Source organism: Burkholderia aenigmatica (assembly GCF_048627025.1).
Classification (GTDB): domain Bacteria; phylum Pseudomonadota; class Gammaproteobacteria; order Burkholderiales; family Burkholderiaceae; genus Burkholderia; species Burkholderia aenigmatica.
Map to the genome: position 1 here is coordinate 1712499 of NZ_CP184469.1, position 18316 is coordinate 1730814.

Annotated in this window: 17 protein-coding genes and 1 pseudogene; 9 read left to right on the forward strand and 9 right to left on the reverse strand. The window is 69.0% G+C overall.

Translation table 11 applies throughout. The annotated features are described in order from the left end of the window. Positions 1-125: 125 nt before the first annotated feature. The gene (locus tag ACN8ZM_RS24675; protein ID WP_420211017.1) at positions 126-848 is read left to right on the forward strand and encodes a haloacid dehalogenase type II; all 723 of its coding nucleotides are present in this window, start codon (positions 126-128) and stop codon (positions 846-848) included. Positions 849-987: 139 nt separating this feature from the next. Continuing rightward, positions 988-1911, forward strand: coding sequence for a hypothetical protein (locus tag ACN8ZM_RS24680; protein WP_420211018.1), 924 nt, complete (start codon positions 988-990; stop codon positions 1909-1911). On the opposite strand, the gene ACN8ZM_RS24685 is transcribed toward ACN8ZM_RS24680, so the two are convergent. The 3 genes from ACN8ZM_RS24685 to ACN8ZM_RS24695 all read right to left on the reverse strand — a co-directional run bounded on the left by ACN8ZM_RS24685 (position 1908) and on the right by ACN8ZM_RS24695 (position 4323). Further along, complete coding sequence (locus ACN8ZM_RS24685) at positions 1908-2405, reverse strand: SRPBCC family protein (protein WP_420211019.1); 498 nt, start codon at positions 2403-2405, stop codon at positions 1908-1910. The genes ACN8ZM_RS24680 and ACN8ZM_RS24685 overlap by 4 nt on opposite strands. A gap of 59 nt (positions 2406-2464) precedes the next feature. Continuing rightward, entirely contained in the window at positions 2465-3256 is a 792-nt protein-coding gene (locus ACN8ZM_RS24690) for a uracil permease (RefSeq protein WP_420211020.1), read from the reverse strand. 107 nt (positions 3257-3363) lie between these two features. Beyond that, positions 3364-4323 carry a LysR family transcriptional regulator gene (locus tag ACN8ZM_RS24695; RefSeq protein ID WP_043179402.1) on the reverse strand — a complete coding sequence of 320 codons (960 nt, stop codon included), beginning with the start codon at positions 4321-4323 and terminating at the stop codon, positions 3364-3366. 157 nt (positions 4324-4480) lie between these two features. Between ACN8ZM_RS24695 and ACN8ZM_RS24700 the strand changes: the two genes are divergently transcribed. From ACN8ZM_RS24700 to mmsB, 3 genes are all read left to right on the forward strand, one after another. After that, positions 4481-5800: an MFS transporter gene (locus ACN8ZM_RS24700; RefSeq protein ID WP_043179404.1), complete on the forward strand. Its 1320-nt coding sequence runs from the start codon at positions 4481-4483 to the stop codon at positions 5798-5800. Between the two features lie 111 nt (positions 5801-5911). After that, positions 5912-7438, forward strand: coding sequence for a CoA-acylating methylmalonate-semialdehyde dehydrogenase (locus ACN8ZM_RS24705; protein WP_420211021.1), 1527 nt, complete (start codon positions 5912-5914; stop codon positions 7436-7438). 16 nt (positions 7439-7454) lie between these two features. Continuing rightward, positions 7455-8345, forward strand: coding sequence for a 3-hydroxyisobutyrate dehydrogenase (gene mmsB, locus ACN8ZM_RS24710; protein WP_301809619.1), 891 nt, complete (start codon positions 7455-7457; stop codon positions 8343-8345). 121 nt (positions 8346-8466) lie between these two features. On the opposite strand, the gene ACN8ZM_RS24715 is transcribed toward mmsB, so the two are convergent. From ACN8ZM_RS24715 to ACN8ZM_RS24725, 3 genes and pseudogenes are all read right to left on the reverse strand, one after another. Beyond that, the gene (locus ACN8ZM_RS24715) at positions 8467-8799 is read right to left on the reverse strand and encodes a hypothetical protein (RefSeq protein WP_043181261.1); all 333 of its coding nucleotides are present in this window, start codon (positions 8797-8799) and stop codon (positions 8467-8469) included. Positions 8800-8986: 187 nt separating this feature from the next. Next, positions 8987-9370, reverse strand: a pseudogene (locus tag ACN8ZM_RS24720) (DUF3005 domain-containing protein); the annotation flags it as partial. A 208-nt stretch (positions 9371-9578) separates the two neighbouring features. Beyond that, on the reverse strand, positions 9579-9842 hold the full coding sequence (locus tag ACN8ZM_RS24725; protein WP_043179409.1) for a hypothetical protein: 264 nt from the start codon (positions 9840-9842) through the stop codon (positions 9579-9581). A gap of 230 nt (positions 9843-10072) precedes the next feature. On the opposite strand from ACN8ZM_RS24725, the gene ACN8ZM_RS24730 reads away from it, so the two are divergent. From ACN8ZM_RS24730 to ACN8ZM_RS24740, 3 genes are all read left to right on the forward strand, one after another. After that, the gene (locus ACN8ZM_RS24730) at positions 10073-11623 is read left to right on the forward strand and encodes an NCS1 family nucleobase:cation symporter-1 (RefSeq protein ID WP_043179411.1); all 1551 of its coding nucleotides are present in this window, start codon (positions 10073-10075) and stop codon (positions 11621-11623) included. Positions 11624-11645: 22 nt separating this feature from the next. Further along, on the forward strand, positions 11646-12374 hold the full coding sequence (locus ACN8ZM_RS24735; RefSeq protein ID WP_043179429.1) for an aspartate/glutamate racemase family protein: 729 nt from the start codon (positions 11646-11648) through the stop codon (positions 12372-12374). A gap of 61 nt (positions 12375-12435) precedes the next feature. After that, positions 12436-13623, forward strand: a complete 1188-nt coding sequence (locus ACN8ZM_RS24740) for a LysR family transcriptional regulator (RefSeq protein ID WP_420211022.1) — start codon at positions 12436-12438, stop codon at positions 13621-13623. A 240-nt stretch (positions 13624-13863) separates the two neighbouring features. Here the strand turns inward: ACN8ZM_RS24740 and ACN8ZM_RS24745 are convergent, their stop codons facing one another. Together ACN8ZM_RS24745 and ACN8ZM_RS24750 are read right to left on the reverse strand one after the other, a co-directional pair. Then, entirely contained in the window at positions 13864-14805 is a 942-nt protein-coding gene (locus ACN8ZM_RS24745) for an AEC family transporter (RefSeq protein ID WP_420211023.1), read from the reverse strand. An 87-nt stretch (positions 14806-14892) separates the two neighbouring features. Continuing rightward, entirely contained in the window at positions 14893-16464 is a 1572-nt protein-coding gene (locus ACN8ZM_RS24750) for an MFS transporter (protein WP_420211024.1), read from the reverse strand. 100 nt (positions 16465-16564) lie between these two features. On the opposite strand from ACN8ZM_RS24750, the gene ACN8ZM_RS24755 reads away from it, so the two are divergent. After that, the gene (locus ACN8ZM_RS24755) at positions 16565-17443 is read left to right on the forward strand and encodes a LysR family transcriptional regulator (protein ID WP_043179439.1); all 879 of its coding nucleotides are present in this window, start codon (positions 16565-16567) and stop codon (positions 17441-17443) included. A 310-nt stretch (positions 17444-17753) separates the two neighbouring features. On the opposite strand, the gene ACN8ZM_RS24760 is transcribed toward ACN8ZM_RS24755, so the two are convergent. Then, the gene (locus tag ACN8ZM_RS24760) at positions 17754-18128 is read right to left on the reverse strand and encodes a phage protein NinX family protein (RefSeq protein ID WP_175025210.1); all 375 of its coding nucleotides are present in this window, start codon (positions 18126-18128) and stop codon (positions 17754-17756) included. Positions 18129-18316: the final 188 nt, after the last annotated feature.

The following is an 18316-nucleotide window of genomic DNA, read 5'->3' on the forward strand; positions in this document are numbered from 1 at the left end:
GGCTGCCCGCACCGCCGGCCAGGCCGTCTTTCCGTATCCGTGATTCAATGTCGATCGAACCGGCGCCGCGCAATCCGGCGGCACGGCGACTCGTAACCTCATCGATCGACCCTCACTGGATCACCATGACGAACCCTGCCGAAATCAAGGCGCTCGTTTTCGATGTCTTCGGAACGATCGTCGACTGGAGAGGCGGCGTGGCACGCGGCGCCGCCGCGTTCCTCGACCGCTACGCCCCCGCGCTCGACCCGCTCGAATTCGCCGATGCGTGGCGGGCCGAGTATTCGCCGTCGATGGAAGAAATCCGCAGCGGGCGCCGCCGCTATGTGCGGCTCGACGTGCTGCACCGCGAGAACCTCGTCCGCACGCTCGACCGCTACGGGATCGTCGACGTGTCCGACGCCGACATCGACGCGCTCAACCTCGCGTGGCACAGCCTCGACCCGTGGCCCGACGCCGTCGCGGCGCTGCAACGGCTGAAGCGGCGCTACATCATCGCGCCGCTGTCGAACGGCAACATCCGGCTGATGGTCGACGTCGCGAAACGCGCGGGGCTGCCGTGGGATGCGATTCTCGGCGCCGAAGTCGTCCGCGCGTACAAGCCGTCGCCGCAGGTGTACAGCGACACCGTCGAGATTCTCGGCGTCGAGCCGGCCGAGCTGTGCCTGGTCGCCGCGCACAACGGCGATCTCGCGGCCGCGCGCCGGCAGGGACTGTCGACCGCGTTCGTGCTGCGGCCGACCGAACACGGGCCCGGCCAGACGACCGATCTGAAAGCCGACGACGCGTGGGACTTCGACGTCAAGGATCTGAACGAACTCGCGGACCGGCTGGGCTGCCCGGGTTGAGGCCGGGTTCGGGGCGCGATCGCGGCGCGCTGCCGGCCGCGCTGCAGGGCCGGCGGAACGGCGCGTCTGGCGCGTCGCGCGTTTAGTCAGACGACTGGTAGACTCCGCCAACCCTGTCCCGTTGCGGCCGCGTACCCCTATGTCCTCCCCCCTGCGTCTTGTCGAAGGCAAACTGACCGCGTTGCGCTTTCTCGAGCGCCCCGACCAAGGCACTACCGGAAGCCGTCAGGTCCCGCCCGTCGACCCCGAAGCCCGCAAGAAATCGCTCGGCTACTGGTTCACGCACACCGTGGTGCCGATCCTTGCGGCGCTCACCGGCAACGGTGCCGCGGCCAATGCGCTGGCGTTTCAGCAAGCCGACGAAGACTACGTCCTCGCCCAGTTGAACGCCGCGGCCGACAAGGTCGAGCATCCGGCGACGTGGTCGTACGCGAACCTGCGCGAGACCAAGACCTTCTCGTCGGCAAACGCATACGTCACCGTCGGGAAGAACGGCAAGATCCTGTTCGCGAAGCTTCCGGTGGAAATCGAAATCGGCGGCAATACGTACCGGGGGTTCCTTGGCGGCCAGTGCTTCGACGTTGGCGACGACGTGGTGGCCGTGGTCGATCGCCGCGGTCGCCTGTTCGCGCTGTCGTCTCCCGACCGGCAGCGCATGGTCATGGCTCACGGGTGCGGCGACAAGGGGCTGGCCGGCCTCGCACAAGTCCTCTGGCTGGTGTGGAAATGGATGTTCATCGGCATGAACTGCTTTCTCATTCCGACGATGGTCGTGATGCGATGGACGAGCGACAGCGGCTTTTCCGACCTGGATGCCGATCTGGAGATGCTGCTGGGCGGGCCCGTCACGGTGGGCGTCCTGCTCGCGCTGCTCGTGGGCGTGCGGCTGTCATGGGCCGACTGGCTGCCGGCGTGGCGCACGTCGAGCATCCTGAAGGCGCTGGGCCGGCCGGATCTGTGCTCGTTCGATTTCTTCGATACGCGCACCGCGGCCGACCGCAACGGCCAGGCGCGCGACACGGACATCGGGCAAATCTTTTACGCGCCGGCGCCCAAGGCCTAGCGCGCCGGCGCCATCGCGGCCGCCTGCCCCTGCGCCGCCATCGCGAGGCGCCGCCAGTTGCGGGCCGCATACCGGTGCGCCTGCTGCAATGCGAGCCACAGCCCGATCTGCCGAACCGGCCTGAAGAGGCCGCGCGCGCTGAACACGGTACGCCGTTCGACGCGTGTCCTGCCGCCTTCGATTGGCGTCAGCGTGAATTCGTCCTCGAGCAGCCCGACCCAGTCGCGGCACCACACCGTCGACGCCACCATCCGGTAACGCAGCCGGCGATTCTCGTCGAGCACGAGGATCCGCTGGTCGATCGTGCCGCGATCGGTCGTGCACTGCCGCGTGTTGCCGATCGCCGGCACGCCTTCGAGCACGCGGCAACTGACCGGCTTCGGCACGCCGAGGCGGAACAGCAACGGCCGCGTGTCGTCCATCCGGGCATGGAGAAAATGCGGCCAGACATGCTCGGGCCGGCAATCGAAGGTCCACTGCGAATGAATTTCCACGACCGTCTCCTGGCGGCTGTCGGTGCTGACATGATGGCACAACCGCGCCGCCGCCTCCGTTACTTCACGACCGCACGCCAGGCGGTTCGCGCGTAGATCAGCAGCAACGGCAGCAGCCCGAGCGCGAACAGCAGGCAGAGCGCCAGCACCCACACCGGCCACTGCTCCGGATTCCCGCGCGCCCAGTAGCGGTAAGGCACGCTCAGGAAGCCGATTTCCATCAGCAACGCGCCGAGCGGCACGAGCCCGTTCAGGACCACCGCCACGCCGAAGCGGCCCGCGCCGTCGAGGTTCCGGCCGGCGCCGTACGCGGCGATCAGGTAGAGGAAGTACCCGGTCATCGCGACCATCAGCCCGCCGCCGGCCAGCAGGCCGACACTGCGCACGCTGCGTTCGTGCAGCTGATTCGCGCCCTGCGGCAACACGACATCGACGCGCTCGCCGATCTCCGGCACGCTGCCCGAGCGGATGTTGCCCGGCAGCACGACCCGCTCGCCATTCGGCATCACGGCTTCCAGGATCGACGTGTACTTGATGCACCGATATTTGTCCGTGCGACCGCTGCTGTCGCGACGCTCGCAAGTGTCCCACTCGGACTGGTAGGACACGACGGTCGCCTCGTATTTCGGCGATACCGCCAGGTCGTAGAGTTCGTCGCCGATCCAGTACGCGAACGGGAGGCACAGCGACACCAGGCAAAAACACACGAGCCACCAGAATGCGACCGCGCCGCCCGATCCGCGCGTGCCGCCGTTCTGGCGGCGCACCATGCGCGACGCGAGCCAATACGCGGTCACGCCGAATACGACCACACAGACCACGAACACCTTGCCCGCATGCGTCAAAGCCATCTGCGTTTCCCCCGATAACCGGCCGGATCTTCGCCAGCCGTTTTTTCATACCGATCGATCACGTCGTCGTCGTCGCCGTCGCCACCGCAACCGCCACGCTCGCTCCGCTATTCCGGCTCGCCGACGAATCTCAGCTTCCCCGATTCGCCCGACAGCAGCGCACGATTGGCGTCCGCCGCCGCGCGCAGGTAATCCCACAGCGCGGTCACGCGCCGCAGCTTGCGCAGATCCTCGCGGCACGTCAGCCAGAAGCAGCGCGTGACAACCACGTCGTCCGGCAGCACGGGTACCAGCGCCGGCTGCGTGGCCGCCATGAAGCACGGCAGGATCGCCAGCCCGCCGCCCTGCAACGCCGCGAAATACTGCGCGATCACGCTCGTCGTGCGCAGTCCGGCCGTCGCGCCCGGCACCGCGCGGTCCAGGTACAGCAGTTCGTTGCTGAACGCGAGATCGTCGACGTAGCTGATGAACGCGTGCTGCGCGAGATCGTCGGTGCAGGTGATCGGATCATGGTTCGCGAGATAGTCGCGCGTCGCGTAGAGCCGCAGCTGGTAGTCGCACAGCTTGGTGACCACGTAAGGCCCGCGCTCGGGCCGCTCGAGCGTGATCGCCAGGTCGGCCTCGCGCTTCGGCAGGTTGACGAAATGCGGCACCGGCAGCAGGTCGACCGTCACGTGCGGATGCTCGGCCCGAAACTGCGCGAGCTGCGGTGCGAGGAAAAAGCAGCCGAACCCCTCCGTCGACCCGATCCGCACATGGCCCGACAGCGCCTCGCCCGTGTTCGCGACCTGGTCGCACGCGGACTGCACGGTCGTCTCCATCGCATCCGCATACGCGACGAGCCGCTGCCCTTCGGCCGTCAGCGTGAAGCCGCCGGAGCGCGACTTGTCGAACAGCAGCGTGCCCATCGCGGCCTCGAGCGCGCGGATGCGCCGCGCGACGGTCGTGTAATCGACCCCCAGCCGCTTCGCGGCGCCGCTCGCGCGCTGCGTGCGCGCGACTTCGAGGAAAAAGCGCAGATCGTCCCAGTTCAGGTTGCCGGAAACCGGCTCGGTGGCATGTCGCATCGGCGAGGGAAAAAGGGGCTGAAGTCTCCGGGCCGGCCGTCGTTATGCATAAATGCACATCCAACCGGTTTCTTTATCGGTACATGATGAATCTGCGCATAACTATACTCGACCGTGACCTGCGGACCACGAGCCGCGGCACCACCACGGAGACACCATGCAGACGCGATCCACCCTCGATGAGCATGCGACAGTCGCGGCGCCGGCACCCGAGCGCACCGCGAAGCACTACCTGCTGGCCGGCTGGGCCAGCATGGCCGGCACCACGATCGAGTGGTACGACTTCTTCCTCTACGGCACGGCCGCCGCGCTCGTCTTCAACCGCATCTTCTTCCCGTCGCTGGACCCCGTCGTCGGCACGCTCGCCGCGTTCGGCACGTTCGCGGTCGGCTTCATCGGGCGGCCGATGGGCGGCATCGTGTTCGGTCACTTCGGCGACCGCATCGGCCGCAAGTCGATGCTGATGATCACGCTGCTGCTGATGGGCGTGCCGAGCATGATCATCGGGCTGATCCCGTCGTACGACAGCATCGGCTACTGGGCCGCCGCGCTGCTGATCGCGATGCGCTTCCTGCAGGGGATGGCCGTCGGCGGCGAATGGGGCGGCGCGGTGCTGATGGCCGTCGAACACGCGCCGAAGGGCCGCAAGGGGCTGTTCGGCAGCCTGCCGCAGACGGGTGTCGGGCTCGGCCTGATCCTGTCGTCGGTCGCGATGGCCGCGGTGGCCGCGCTGCCGGAAGCCGACATGCTGTCGTGGGGCTGGCGCGTGCCGTTCCTCGCGAGCATCGCGCTCGTCGGGCTCGGCTGGTTCATCCGCGCGAAGGTGCCCGAGTCGCCCGACTTCGAGAAGATGCAGCGCCAGGGCAAGGCCGAGAAGTCGCCGGTGATGGCCGCGCTGCGCCGCCATCCGCGCGAGGTGCTGACGATCGTCGGCGCGCGCGCCGCCGAGAACACCTGGTTCTACATGGTCGTCACGTTCGCGCTCGCCTACGCGACGCAGCAGCTGCATCTGCCGAAGGCCGAGATGCTGCACGCGATCACGGCCGGCGCAGCGCTGTCGCTCGTCACGATGCCGCTGTGCGGCCACCTGAGCGACCGCATCGGCCAGCGCCGGATGTTCGCGATCGGCCTCGTGCTGATGTGCGCGTTCGCCGCGCCGTTCTTCATGATGCTCGGCACGCAGCAGACCTCGTACGCATGGTGGGCGATCGTGCTCGGCCTCGGCGTCGTGTTCCCGATCCTCTATGCGCCGGAATCGCTGCTGTTCGCGCAGCAGTTCCCGGCGGAAATCCGCTACAGCGGCATCTCGCTGTCGGTGCAGCTCGCCGGCGTGATCGGCGGCGGCTTCGCGCCGATGATCGCGACGTCGCTGCTCAAGGCCGGCGGCGGCCAGCCGCACTACGTGATCGCGTACCTCGTCGGCTTCGGCGTGTTCGCGCTCTTGTGTACCGCGCTGATGCGCCCGGCACGTGCCTGACGCGCCGGCCCGCATCCGATCGATTTCAGTTCGTCCTGCCGTCCGCCGCGCGCGCATGCGCGGCGGTGACGGGGCCCCTTTTTGTCGCCACACCGTTTCCCGGAGAATTCCATGAACGCCGCAGTTCCCCAGACCACCCTCACCCTGCCCACCGCCAAGCTGCTGATCGACGGCGCATTCGTCGAATCGCAAAGCGCCGAATGGGGCGACATCGTCAACCCCGCGACGCAGGAAGTGATCGGCCGCGTGCCGTACGCGACGCTCGACGAGGTCGATGCCGCGATCGCGTCCGCGCAACGCGCATTCCAGACGTGGAAGACGACGCCGATCGGCGCGCGGCTGCGCATCATGCTGAAGTTCCAGGATCTCGTGCGCCGCAATCTCGAACGGATCGCGCACACGCTGACCGCCGAACAAGGCAAGACGCTGCCCGACGCGCAGGGCGACATCTTCCGCGGTCTTGAAGTGGTCGAGCACGCGTGCTCGATCGGCACGCTGCAGCAAGGTGAATTCGCCGAGAACGTCGCGGGCGGCGTCGATACCTACACGCTGCGCCAGCCGATCGGTGTGTGCGCGGGCATCACGCCGTTCAACTTCCCCGGCATGATCCCGCTGTGGATGTTCCCGATGGCGATCGTGTGCGGCAACACGTTCGTGCTGAAGCCGTCGGAGCAGGATCCGCTGTCGACGATGCAGCTCGTCGAACTCGCGATCGAGGCCGGCGTGCCGCAGGGCGTGCTGAACGTCGTGCACGGCGGCAAGACGGTGGTCGACCGTCTCTGCACGCATCCGGACATCAAGGCGATCTCGTTCGTCGGCTCGACGCGCGTCGGCACGCACGTGTACAACCTCGGCAGCCAGCACGGCAAGCGCGTGCAGTCGATGATGGGCGCGAAGAACCACGCGGTCGTGCTGCCCGATGCGCACCGCGAGCAGTCGATCAACGCGCTCGTCGGCGCGGGCTTCGGCGCGGCCGGCCAGCGCTGCATGGCGACGTCGGTGGTCGTGCTGGTCGGCAAGGCGCGCGACTGGCTGCCCGAGCTCGTCGAGAAGGCGAAGGCGCTGAAGGTCAATGCGGGCGCGGAAGCCGGTACGGACGTCGGGCCGGTCGTGTCGAAGGCGGCGAAGGAACGCATCCTGTCGCTGATCGACGCGGGCGTGAAGGAAGGCGCGACGCTGTTGCTCGACGGCCGCGACGTGAAGGTGCCCGGCTACGAGCAGGGCAACTTCGTCGGCCCGACGATCTTCTCGGGCGTGACGACCGACATGTCGATCTACAAGGAAGAAATCTTCGGGCCGGTGGTGGTCGTGCTCGAAGCCGACACGCTCGATGAAGCGATCGCGCTCGTCAACCGCAACCCGATGGGCAACGGCGTGGGCCTGTTCACGCAGAGCGGCGCGGCCGCGCGCAAGTTCCAGAGCGAGATCGACATCGGCCAGGTCGGCATCAACATCCCGATTCCGGTGCCGGTGCCCTACTTCAGCTTCACGGGCTCGCGCGGCTCGAAGCTCGGCGATCTCGGCCCGTACGGCAAGCAGGTCGTGCAGTTCTACACGCAGACCAAGACGGTCACCGCGCGCTGGTTCGACGACGACGCGACGGCCGGCGGCGTGAACACGACGATCGCGCTGCGCTGACCCAAGGAGCTGGCACATGGAAATCGCATTCATCGGACTCGGCAACATGGGCGGCCCGATGGCCGCCAACCTGCTGAAAGCCGGCCACGCGCTGACGGTGTTCGACCTCGACGCGCACGCGGTCGAGGTCGCGGTACGCGCCGGCGCGACGGCGGCCGGCTCGCCGCGCGAAGCGGCCGCGCGCGGCGCGATCGTGATCACGATGCTGCCGGCCGCGCAGCATGTGCGCGCGGTCTACCTCGGCGACGACGGCGTGCTGGCCGGCGCGCGCGCCGGCGCGACGCTGATCGACTGCAGCACGATCGATCCCGGCACCGTGCGCGCGGTAGCCGACGCCGCCGCGCAGCGCGGCTTCCCGCTCGCCGACGCGCCCGTGTCGGGCGGCACCGGCGGCGCGCAGGCCGGCACGCTGACCTTCATGGTCGGCGCGGACGCCGCGCTGTTCGAGCGCATCCGCCCCGTGCTGCTCGCCATGGGCAAGAACGTCGTGCATTGCGGCGGCACGGGCACCGGGCAGATCGCGAAGATCTGCAACAACCTGCTGCTCGGGATCTCGATGATGGGCGTGTCGGAAGCGATGGCGCTCGGCGCCGCGCTGGGGATCGATCCGGCCGTGCTGGCCGGCATTATCAATACGTCGACCGGCCGCTGCTGGAGCTCGGACACGTACAACCCGTATCCGGGCGTGAGCGACACCGCGCCGGCCGCGCGCGGCTATGCGGGCGGCTTCGCGGCGAACCTGATGCTGAAGGATCTCGGGCTCGCGACCGAAGCGGCACGCAGCGCGCACCAGCCGGTGTGGATGGGCGCGCTCGCGCAGCAGCTCTATCAGTCGATGAGCCAGCAGGGGCTCGGCACGCTCGACTTCTCCGCGTGCGTGAAGCTGTACGAGGCACAGCCGGCGTAACCGCCGCAGCCGACGCCGGACGTGCGCCGACCCGCGAAGTGCCTGAACGGCATCGCGGGTCGTTTCGCATGCGGGGGAAGGAAAACGCGGACGGCGACGGCGCGTCAACGCCGCCGGTCGTTCAACCGCGCGGGTTCGACGCCGTCTCGAAGGTCGGATGGCACTCGAACGCGAGTTCGGAGCGCGCGCCGACACGGCTGCCGCTGGTCAGCGATTCCTGCTTCATGCTCGCGCGCATCCCGCGCTGCGTGCAGTAGTTGGTGGCTTCGTCGAAGGCCTTCGTGTGGGCGTCGGCCCACGTCGTCGACACGCCGACCGTGCGCGTCGTCACGGTAAACACGTTCGGGTTCGACGTCGCGGTCACGTCGGAAGCGGTCGAACACGCGGCGAGCAAGCATGCAGCAGCCGCGACGGTCAACCATCGCAGGGTTCGAAAGGAAACTGGAGTGGACATGGGGGCAAGCGCGCGCCATTCGACGCGCATTGAGCAACATAGGCGACAGTATGCCTGCTCGATCGCCGGAGATCATGCCCCTTTCAGTGAACACATTGTTTCGAATGGTTAAACGATGATGAAAATGGGGCAATATTTTCGCCCCGTTTCAGGGCCAGATGCCGCCAGCGGGTAGATTTGCCCGGCCGAGCCCTTCGTCGGGCGTATCGACCGCTTCGTCGAGCGACGCGTTCGAATAAATCACGTTGTCGTGCCACTTCGACGCGCCCGCGGCGGCTTCCCTGCCCTTGCCGTCGACGTCGACCGTGTTGTCGGTCATCGCCATGCTCGCATTGTCGAGCGTCGGGATCCGGGCGGCCGCCCGCCGCACCGGGTCGCCGCTGTCCGGTGCATGCGTGCCGCGTTCGATCGGCGGCAGGCCGGTCGGCCGCTTCGCGGCAATCATTTCGGGCGTCAACCGGCACCCGCGCGCCGCATCGTGTATGCGGCGCGCCGCCGGCGCTTGCGCCGGGCGCTTCGCCCCCGCGTCCAGCCGATATGTCGGGTCAGGGTTCGATTCCGCGTTCTGCATCGCACCTCCTTGTCCGGCCGGCGCGCGCCGGCATCACGCTGGCGCCGCCGGTCCGGGAATCGCTACAACGGTCCTTGCAAATCTTTCATGTGCGCGGCAGAGCGCGCGCGCCACCCGGCGCCCGTGCCAGGCTGGCACGGCACCCGTCCCGCGGACGTCGCCCCCGCGCGCAGCCGGCGCGACGTCCGCCGCCCTGGTCAGCCGCGGGTCAGCCGCCGCTCGCACCACCCGGCGCGGAGGCCGCGCCCGGCATGCTCGCGCCGCCGCTTTCGCCGCCGCTGCTGCCAGCCGCGCCGCTGCTCGGCGCAGCCGACGGCGCGGCCGACATGCCGCCCGTGGCGCTCGTGTCCGAGCTCGCGCCGCCGCTTTCGCTATCGCTCTTCTTCTGGCAACCCGCGCCTGCCGCCAGGCCCGCAATCAGGATGCCGGCGAAGACGGCTCGCGATACATGACGAAATGAATATCGCTGCATGACACCTCCGCTGATGTCGATGTGGATGGAGCCCGCAGGCGAGCAATTCGCGTGCCGCGCGGCCCCTCCAGCCGCCCGCCATCCATTCATTTTTCAAATGACGCCTAACCGAATATTTAATTTCCCATCACCGTTTCGGCCTTCCATACTCGCGAACAAATCCGAGACATAACGTCCACGGCGGCCGGGCCGGCGCAGCGTGTCCACGCTGCCGGTTTCGCGCCCCGCACATGGAAGGAGACAACGGCGTGCAACTGGAAGCCACCCACCGCCCGGGCCTCGTGCTCGGCGCGGACGACGCATCGCATCGAACCGATTCGGCCGCGCGCGACCCCGCGCTGAGCCCGCGGCTGCACAACCCCGACCTCGCGCCGACCAAGGCCGAGGGCCGGACGTGGGGCCGCTACAGCATCTTTGCGCTGTGGACCAACGACGTACACAACATCGCGAACTACTCGTTCGCCATCGGGCTGTTCGCGCTCGGCCTGTCGGGCTGGCAGATGCTCGCGTCGCTCGCGATCGGCGCGGTACTCGTGTACTGCTTCATGAACCTCACCGGCTACATGGGCCAGAAGACCGGCGTGCCGTTCCCGGTGATCAGCCGGATGAGCTTCGGCATCTACGGCGCGCTGCTGCCCGCGATGATCCGCGCGGTGATCGCAATCGCCTGGTTCGGTATCCAGACCTATCTCGCGTCGGTCGTGCTGCGCGTGCTGCTCACCGCGATCTGGCCGGGCCTCGCCGCATTCGACCAGAATGCGATCTTCGGGCTGTCGACGCTCGGCTGGGTCACGTTCGTCGCGATCTGGCTCGTGCAGATCGGCATCCTCACGTACGGGATGGAAATGGTCCGCAAGTACGAGGGGCTGGCCGGCCCGGTGATCCTCGTCACGACGCTGTCGCTCGCCGCGTGGATGTATAGCCGCACGGGCGGCCATCTCGCGATGTCGATCGGCAAGCCGCTGACCGGCTTCAAGATGTGGACGGAAATCTTCGCGGGCGGCTCGCTGTGGCTCGCGATCTACGGCACGCTGGTGCTCAACTTCTGCGATTTCGCGCGCTCGTCGCCGAGCGCGAAGACGGTGCGCGTGGGCAACTTCTGGGGCCTGCCGGTCAACATCCTCGTGTTCGCGACGATCAGCTTCGTGCTCGCCGGCGCGCAGTTCAAGCTGAACGGCCACATCATCCACAGCCCGACGGAAATCATCGCGACGGTGCCGAACAAGCTGTTCCTCGTGCTCGGCTGCCTTGCGTTCCTGATCGTGACGGTCGCCGTGAACATCATGGCGAACTTCGTCGCGCCTGCCTTCGTGCTGACGAGCCTCGCGCCGCACCGCCTGTCGTTCCGCCGCGCGGGCCTGATCAGCGCGACGGTCGCCGTGCTGATCCTGCCGTGGAACCTGTACAACAGCCCGATCGTGATCGTCTACTTCCTGTCCGGCCTCGGCGCGCTGCTCGGCCCGCTGTACGGGATCATCACGGTCGACTACTGGCTCGTGCGCAAGCAGCGCGTGAACGTGCCCGACCTCTATACCGAAGCGCCGACCGGTGCCTATTTCTACACGCGCGGCGTGAACCGCAAGGCGCTCGCAGCGCTCGTGCCGTCCGCGCTGATCTCGATCACGCTCGCCGTCGTGCCGGCCTTCAGCGCGATGACGCCGTTCTCGTGGCTGCTCGGCGCGGCCATCGCGGGCAGCGTGTACTGGCTGCTGGCCGATCGCAATCGGCACTACGAGGAGCGCTCGGGCGAACATATCGCAGTCGCCTGCGCCCAACACTGAAACACCTGCATACGGAGTCGCAATGAGGATCCTGGTAGTCAACGTCAACACGACCGAGTCGATCACCGACGCGATCGCCGCGCAGGCGCAGGCCGCCGCGTCGCCGGGCACGGAGATCGTCGGGCTGACGCCGCGCTTCGGCGCGGAATCGGTCGAAGGCAACTTCGAGAGCTACCTCGCGGCCATCGCCGTGATGGATCGCGTGCTGAGCTACGACGAGCCGTACGACGCAGTGATCCAGGCCGGCTACGGCGAACACGGCCGCGAAGGCCTGCAGGAACTGCTGACGGTGCCCGTCGTCGACATCACCGAAGCGGCCGCGAGCATCGCGATGCTGCTCGGCCATCGCTACTCGGTCGTCACGACGCTCGACCGCACGGTGCCGCTGATCGAGGATCGCCTGAAGCTCGCCGGGCTCGATGCGCGCTGCGCGTCGGTGCGTGCAAGCGGCCTCGCGGTGCTCGAGCTCGAAGAGAACCCGGCCCGCGCGATCGAGTCGATCGTCGACGAAGCGCAGCGCGCGGTGAAGGACGATCACGCGGAAGTGATCTGCCTCGGCTGCGGCGGGATGGCCGGCCTCGACCGGCAGATCGAGGAATGCACGGGCGTGCCGGTCGTCGATGGCGTATCGGCCGCGGTCGCGCTCGCCGAGTCGCTGGTACGCCTGAAGCTGAAAACGTCGAAGGTCCGCACGTATGCGCCGCCGCGCCCGAAGCGGATCGTCGGCTGGCCGGGCACCTTCGCCAAATGACGCACCGCCGGCCCGCTGCTGCGTCTCGCTCGGGCACCGGGTCGCCGGGAGGTGGTTCGGCATGCGAGACACGCTAGACCCGAACGCCCTGCCCCGCGACGCGGCCGACGCCGCGGGCGCGCTCGACGTGCTCGATGCGCGGCTGATGCGCATCCTGCTCGTGCTGCTGACCGAGCGCACCGTGTCGCGTGCGGCCGTGCGCCTGAACATGTCGCAACCGGCGACGAGCGCCGCGCTCAAGCGCCTGCGCACGCTGCTCGGCGATCCGCTGCTGGTGCGCAGCCGCTACGGGATGGTCCCGACCGAGTTCGGCGCACGGTTGATCGACCCGCTGCGCAACGCGCTGCGCGTGATCGACTTCATCCGTATCCAGCAACCGACGTTCGACGCGCGCACGTCGGTGCGTACCTACCGGATCGGCTGCCCCGACTACCTGAACGTGCTGTTCGTGCCGAAGCTCGTCGCGCTGTTCCGTGAACGCGCGCCGAACGCGCAGCTCGTGTTCCATCCGCTCGGCGACGGCTTCGACGACGAGCGCGCGCTGGCCGACGGCGAGCTCGACGTCGTGATCGACAATCGCCCGGCGCGCTCGTCGCGGTTCCGGCAGGACGACCTGTTCGACGATCGCGTCGTGTGCCTGATGCGCGCGACGCATCCGCTCGCGCGGCGCGGCACGATGACGGCTGCCGATTTTGCCGAAGCGCCGCAGCTGTGCCCGACGCCGTCGTGGCTCGAAGCGTCCGGCGCGATCGACAAGCAGCTTGAACGCGTGGGGCTGCAGCGGCGGATCGTCGTCACGCTGCCGCACTTCGAGCTTGCCGCGCATGCGCTCGTGCGCACCGACATGCTGCTGACCACCACGTACCGGCTCGCGCGGCACTATGCGAAGCTGCTGCCGCTCGCCGCGGTCGCGCTGCCGGCGGAGCCGCCGGACATCGTGTACCGGATGACCTGGAACGAATCGGGCGCATGCGCAGAAGGCGTGCGCTGGCTGCGCGGGTTGATCGCGGAAGCGACGCGTGCCTGGCTCGACGCGGAGGCGATGCTGCCGGCTGTTGCGGCGGTAGCGGCCGGTGCCGTCGGTGTGGACGCGAACGCGGACGCGCGGAACAGTACGCCAGTCGTGACCGATACGCCCGAACCCACACGACGCACGCGCCGCAGGCAGGCAACGCATTGCCATGCGTCGCATCCGCGGCGTGTCGCCCATGCGGCACGCATCCACCGTCTCGCGACCAAGTCGCATTGACCGGCGCGATCGACAGGCGCGTCAACGGGCCAATACGTCGATACACGGCTCAGGCTACGTCGACAACCAGCATGGCAAAACAGCCGACCCCGAAGTGCTCGTCGACGTAGCCTGGGCCGCGAATCGGCGTGTCGTTTCGCCTGTCGATCGCACCCGCCAATTCAATGCGACTTCGTCGCGAGGCGATTCGCAAGACGCGATATGCGCTGAAGTGCCAAGCGCCTGATCGACCGCACCATCTCACCCGTGCCGCGCGATCGCGAGCAGCACCGACAGCGATACGATCGACCCGAGCGTCGACAGCAGGATCGTGCGCGACGTCACCTGCGCTTCGCGCCCGTAGAACTCGGCCAGCATGTACGGCCCGGTGCCGGTCGGCAACGCGGCGAGCACGACGGCGATCTGCGCGAGCACCGGCGGCAGCGCGAACACGCGCACGCCGAGCCACCACGCGAGTGCGGGCTGCACGAACAGCTTCACCGCCGTCAGGGCGACGCTGCCGCGCGGCGCCGCGCCGGACGCCTCCCGCTTCTCCGCGAGAAACAGCCCGAGGCTGACGAGCGCGCAAGGGCTCGCGGCCCCGCCGAGCAGTTTCAGGAACGTATCGACCGGCGCGCCGAGCGGCACCTGCGCGGCCGACACGCAGACGCCGGCCAGCGGCGCGACGATCAACGGGTTGCGCAGCAGCGCGCCGACCACCTTCCACATCAGCTTCAGCGGCGCGCGGTCGCGCTGCAGCCCGATCTCGATCAGCACGATCGCGCCGGCGAACAGCACGCACGCCACGAGGATGGTCGCGATCGTGGTCGGCGTGAGGCTGTCGGTACCGAATGCGAGCAGGCACAGCGGGAAGCCGAGATAGCCGGTGTTCGGATACGACGCGGCGATCGCGTCGATACTCGCATCGGCGAGCCCGCGCCCCGCAAACAGGCGCCACGCGAGCACCCCGGCGAACACGAGCGCGCAGGTCAGCGCGAACGTCGCCACGTAGGCCGGCTGATACAGCTGGTGCCACGACGCGTGCGCCATGATCTGGAACAGCAGCGCGGGCAGCGCGAGCCAGACGACGAACCGGTTCAGTTCCGAGGCCGCAGCGGGCCCGAGTACGCCGCGCCGGCGGCACAGGAACCCAGCCGCGATCAGCCCGAACACGGGCAACAGAATCTCGATCGTCGATGACATCTTGAATACGCTGCGTGAAACCGGAACGCGCCAGCTTAATGGTTCCGCCGCGTCGCGTCCAATGCGCGGCGCATGCCGCGCCGTGCGTCACGCGCCGTCGCGCATCGGTTGCGTAAGCAACTTGTAGGCAACGACGGCCGCGACCAGCGCAAGCACGCCGCTCACCGTCAGCGCATCGGCGAACCCGCTCGCGAACGCGACGGGCGCCGCCTGCGCGAGCGCACCGGCGGCCGACGACGGCACGCGCTCGAGCGCCCGCGCCAGGTCGCCGGCCAGCAGGCTCGACATGAACGGCGCATCGGCGAACGCGCGCAGGCCAGGCGCGGCGGACAGCAGCCGGTCGAGCCGCGCCTGCGTGCTCGCCGCCAGGACCGCGCCGAGCACGCCGACGGCCGTCACGATCGCCGAGAAGCGCGTCGTCGTGCTGATGCCCGACGCCATGCCCGTGCGGTTCGGCGGCACGCACGCCATGATCGCCTTCTGCGTGTCGCCGTTCATGATGCCCGCGCCGCAGCCCGTCACGAACATGCCGATCGCGACGAGCCGGTAGTCGCCGCTGGCCGTCAGCGCCGCGGTTGCGAGGTTGCCCGCGCCGATCAGCGCGAGCCCGCCCGCCAGCACGCCGCCGGACGACACGCGCGCGGCAAGCGCCGCGCCGAGCGACGGCCCGGCGATCATCGCGAACGCGAACGGCAGCATGCCGAGCCCCGCGTCGATCGCCGACATCCCGAACGCGTTTTGCAGGTACAGCGGCAGGAACGTCATCATCACCTGCGCGCACGCCGCATAGCCGAACATCGCGAGCACGGCACCGACGAAGCGCGGCTGGCGGAACAGCGCGAGATCGATCATCGGCCGCGCCTGCCAGCGCTCCGCGCCGACGAACGCCGCGAACAGCGCGGCGGCGAGCGCGAGCCGGCCGAGCGTCGCGGCCGACAGCCAGCCGTGCGACGGTGCGCCGATCAGCGCCGCGATCGCGCACGCGAGTGCCGCGCCGAACAGCAGGCTGCCGGCCGCATCCACGCGTTTCGCATGCGGATCGCGCGACTCGTCGATCGCGACGCGCGCGCCGGCCGCGAGCAGCAGGCAGACCGGCAGGTTCAGCAGGAACACCCAGCGCCAGCCGATCCATTGCGTGATCGCGCCGCCGACGAGCGGCGCGATGGCCGTCGCGATCCCCATGCACATGCCCCAGATCGCCCACGCGCGCGCCCGTTCGCGCCCTTCCGGAAAACGGTTCGCGATCACGGCGAGCGCGGCCGTCAGCAGCAGCGCGGCGCCGCCGCCCTTCACCGCCCGCGCGGCGATCAGCCAGCCGGCCGACGGCGCCATGCCGCAGCCGAGCGACGCGAGAAAGAACAGCGCGAGCCCCGCGCCCAGCATCCGCTTGCGCCCGAAGCGGTCGGCGAGCCCGCCGGCCGGCAGCAGGCACGCGGCGAACGCGGTCATGTACGCGCTCACGACCCATTCGATCTCGGCGAAGCTCGCATGGAAACTGCGCGCGATGCTCGGCAGCGACACGGCGACGACGTTCGTGTCGAGCACGATCAGCGAGCAGGTTGCGGACGCGACGGCGAGCGTCGCGGCGGCCGGCAGGCGGGCGCCGGTGCGCGGGGCGGCAGCCGCGCCCGCGCGCGACGCCGGTGAAGACTGGGACATCGGCTACTCCGGAACAGGAAGAACGAGCCGTATGCTAGGCTTGGCCCGTATTGCCTGTCATTGACACTCCGATGCTGTTTTATTGACGAAAATTGCAATCATGGACCGGCTCGAATTCCGTCACGTGCGCGCATTCCTGAGCGTCGCGCAGCACCTGCACTTTGCCCGCGCGGCCGAAGCGCTCGACATGGCGCCGCCCGCGCTCACGCGGCAGATCCAGGAGGCCGAACGGGTGCTCGGCGTGCGCCTTTTTCACCGGTCGCGCCGCGCGGTCACGCTGAGCGCGGCCGGCGAAGCCTATCTCGCCGAGGCCAGCGCCGCGGTCGAACACCTGCAGCGCGGCCGCGAACTCGCGGCGCTGGCCGAGCGCGGCGAACTTGGCCGGATCGAGATCGGCTACGTGTCGTCGGCCGTCTATTCGGGCACGCTGCAGCGCACGGTCGGCGCATTTCGTGACGCACACCCGCGTATCGAGCTGAACCTGCGCGAAGTGCCGATGGACGACGTCGCGAATCAGCTCGACACGGGCCGGCTCGACCTTGCATACGTGCGCCCGCCGCTGCCGCTGCCCGGCGGCCTGCGGATCGTCACGCTGCAGCGCGACGTGTTCGTCGCAGCCGTGCCGGCCGGGTCGCGCTACGCGTCGATGGCCGCCATTCGTGCAGCCGACCTCGCCGACGCGCGCTTCGCGGTACCCGAACAGGAGCGCGGCACGCTCGAAGTCGCGCGCCGCGGCCGCTTCGCGCCGCTGATCGCCGCCCGCCCGGGCGGCTTGCTGGCGGTGCTCGCGTGCGTGTCCGTGAACGGCTGGGTCGCGGTGATTCCGGATGCGCTCGCCGGCTGCGTGTCGTTGCCGGGCGTCGTGTACCGGCCGATCGCCGGCAAGCCGATCACGTCGGAACTGGCGCTCGCGCACCGGCGCTTCGAAAAGGCGCCGGCGGTACGCGCGTTCCTGCGGACGGTTCCGTCGGCCGTGTAACGCGCACCCTGACGCGCCCGTGTCCGCCGATAGCGGTCAGGCCGGCCGTCGCCGCACGAATAGGCATTGCACGATTCGATGTTTGTCGGCTGGAAACCGAATCCGTCACCTGCCCGATAGTCGCTTCGCCTGCGCGCGGATCGCCGAGCCCCCGCCGATGACCCAATCCTCCACCCCGCGGCGCGCCGCAGCGTGCTGAAGCGTCTCGCCGCCTTCGCGGCCGCCTGCGCGATCCTGCCACGGCGCGTCGACGTCGCATCGATCACGATCCGGAACGTCTCCGCCTGAACGATGCCGCGCGCGGCATCGTTCAGCGTGGCCGCGCCATGTCGAGGTCCGGCACGTCGTCGCCGAACGTCGACGCGACGAGCGTGCGCATCGCGGCGACCAGCAGCGTCGGCCCCGACTGGTTGAACGTGCAGCGCTCGCCCGCGGCGGGCACGGCGCGGTGCAGCACGGCCCGCCACGCGCCGTGTCCGCCGTCGCGCTCGAATGCGGCGAACGGCACACGCTCGACGATCGGGCCGCCGTCGGCCCATGACGACGACGGCGCAAATGGAGCCGGCGCACCGCCCGGTTCGCGGATCGCCGTACATCCGGATGCATCGGCGCGGGGAGCGTCGAGATCCTCCGCCATTGCCACCCAGTAGTCGAGCGCCGCGCCTGTCAGGTCCTGGACTTGCATGCCCGCCTCCATCGTCGCCGTCGCGATGAAAAACATCCCGGCCGTTGTGCGCGCAGCCGCACCAGTCGGGTGCCCGCGCGGCATGTATCGTCATCGGCCGCACCGCGATAAGCATAGTTCAAATCGTTGCTTGTCCGGCCCCGGCACGCCATCGAGAATGCGTCGACGGGCTGCGGCCCGGCCTTGCT

Bases quoted from the DNA above. Each gene is read 5' to 3' on its own strand.
- ACN8ZM_RS24675 (WP_420211017.1), top strand. From the start codon at position 126: ATGACGAACCCTGCCGAAATCAAGGCGCTCGTTTTCGATGTCTTCGGA.
- ACN8ZM_RS24680 (WP_420211018.1), top strand. From the start codon at position 988: ATGTCCTCCCCCCTGCGTCTTGTCGAAGGCAAACTGACCGCGTTGCGC.
- ACN8ZM_RS24690 (WP_420211020.1), bottom strand. From the start codon at position 3,256: ATGGCTTTGACGCATGCGGGCAAGGTGTTCGTGGTCTGTGTGGTCGTA.
- ACN8ZM_RS24695 (WP_043179402.1), bottom strand. From the start codon at position 4,323: ATGCGACATGCCACCGAGCCGGTTTCCGGCAACCTGAACTGGGACGAT.
- ACN8ZM_RS24700 (WP_043179404.1), top strand. From the start codon at position 4,481: ATGCAGACGCGATCCACCCTCGATGAGCATGCGACAGTCGCGGCGCCG.
- ACN8ZM_RS24705 (WP_420211021.1), top strand. From the start codon at position 5,912: ATGAACGCCGCAGTTCCCCAGACCACCCTCACCCTGCCCACCGCCAAG.
- mmsB (WP_301809619.1), top strand. From the start codon at position 7,455: ATGGAAATCGCATTCATCGGACTCGGCAACATGGGCGGCCCGATGGCC.
- ACN8ZM_RS24715 (WP_043181261.1), bottom strand. From the start codon at position 8,799: ATGTCCACTCCAGTTTCCTTTCGAACCCTGCGATGGTTGACCGTCGCG.
- ACN8ZM_RS24725 (WP_043179409.1), bottom strand. From the start codon at position 9,842: ATGCAGCGATATTCATTTCGTCATGTATCGCGAGCCGTCTTCGCCGGC.
- ACN8ZM_RS24730 (WP_043179411.1), top strand. From the start codon at position 10,073: ATGGAAGGAGACAACGGCGTGCAACTGGAAGCCACCCACCGCCCGGGC.
- ACN8ZM_RS24735 (WP_043179429.1), top strand. From the start codon at position 11,646: ATGAGGATCCTGGTAGTCAACGTCAACACGACCGAGTCGATCACCGAC.
- ACN8ZM_RS24740 (WP_420211022.1), top strand. From the start codon at position 12,436: ATGCGAGACACGCTAGACCCGAACGCCCTGCCCCGCGACGCGGCCGAC.
- ACN8ZM_RS24745 (WP_420211023.1), bottom strand. From the start codon at position 14,805: ATGTCATCGACGATCGAGATTCTGTTGCCCGTGTTCGGGCTGATCGCG.
- ACN8ZM_RS24750 (WP_420211024.1), bottom strand. From the start codon at position 16,464: ATGTCCCAGTCTTCACCGGCGTCGCGCGCGGGCGCGGCTGCCGCCCCG.
- ACN8ZM_RS24755 (WP_043179439.1), top strand. From the start codon at position 16,565: ATGGACCGGCTCGAATTCCGTCACGTGCGCGCATTCCTGAGCGTCGCG.
- ACN8ZM_RS24760 (WP_175025210.1), bottom strand. From the start codon at position 18,128: ATGCAAGTCCAGGACCTGACAGGCGCGGCGCTCGACTACTGGGTGGCA.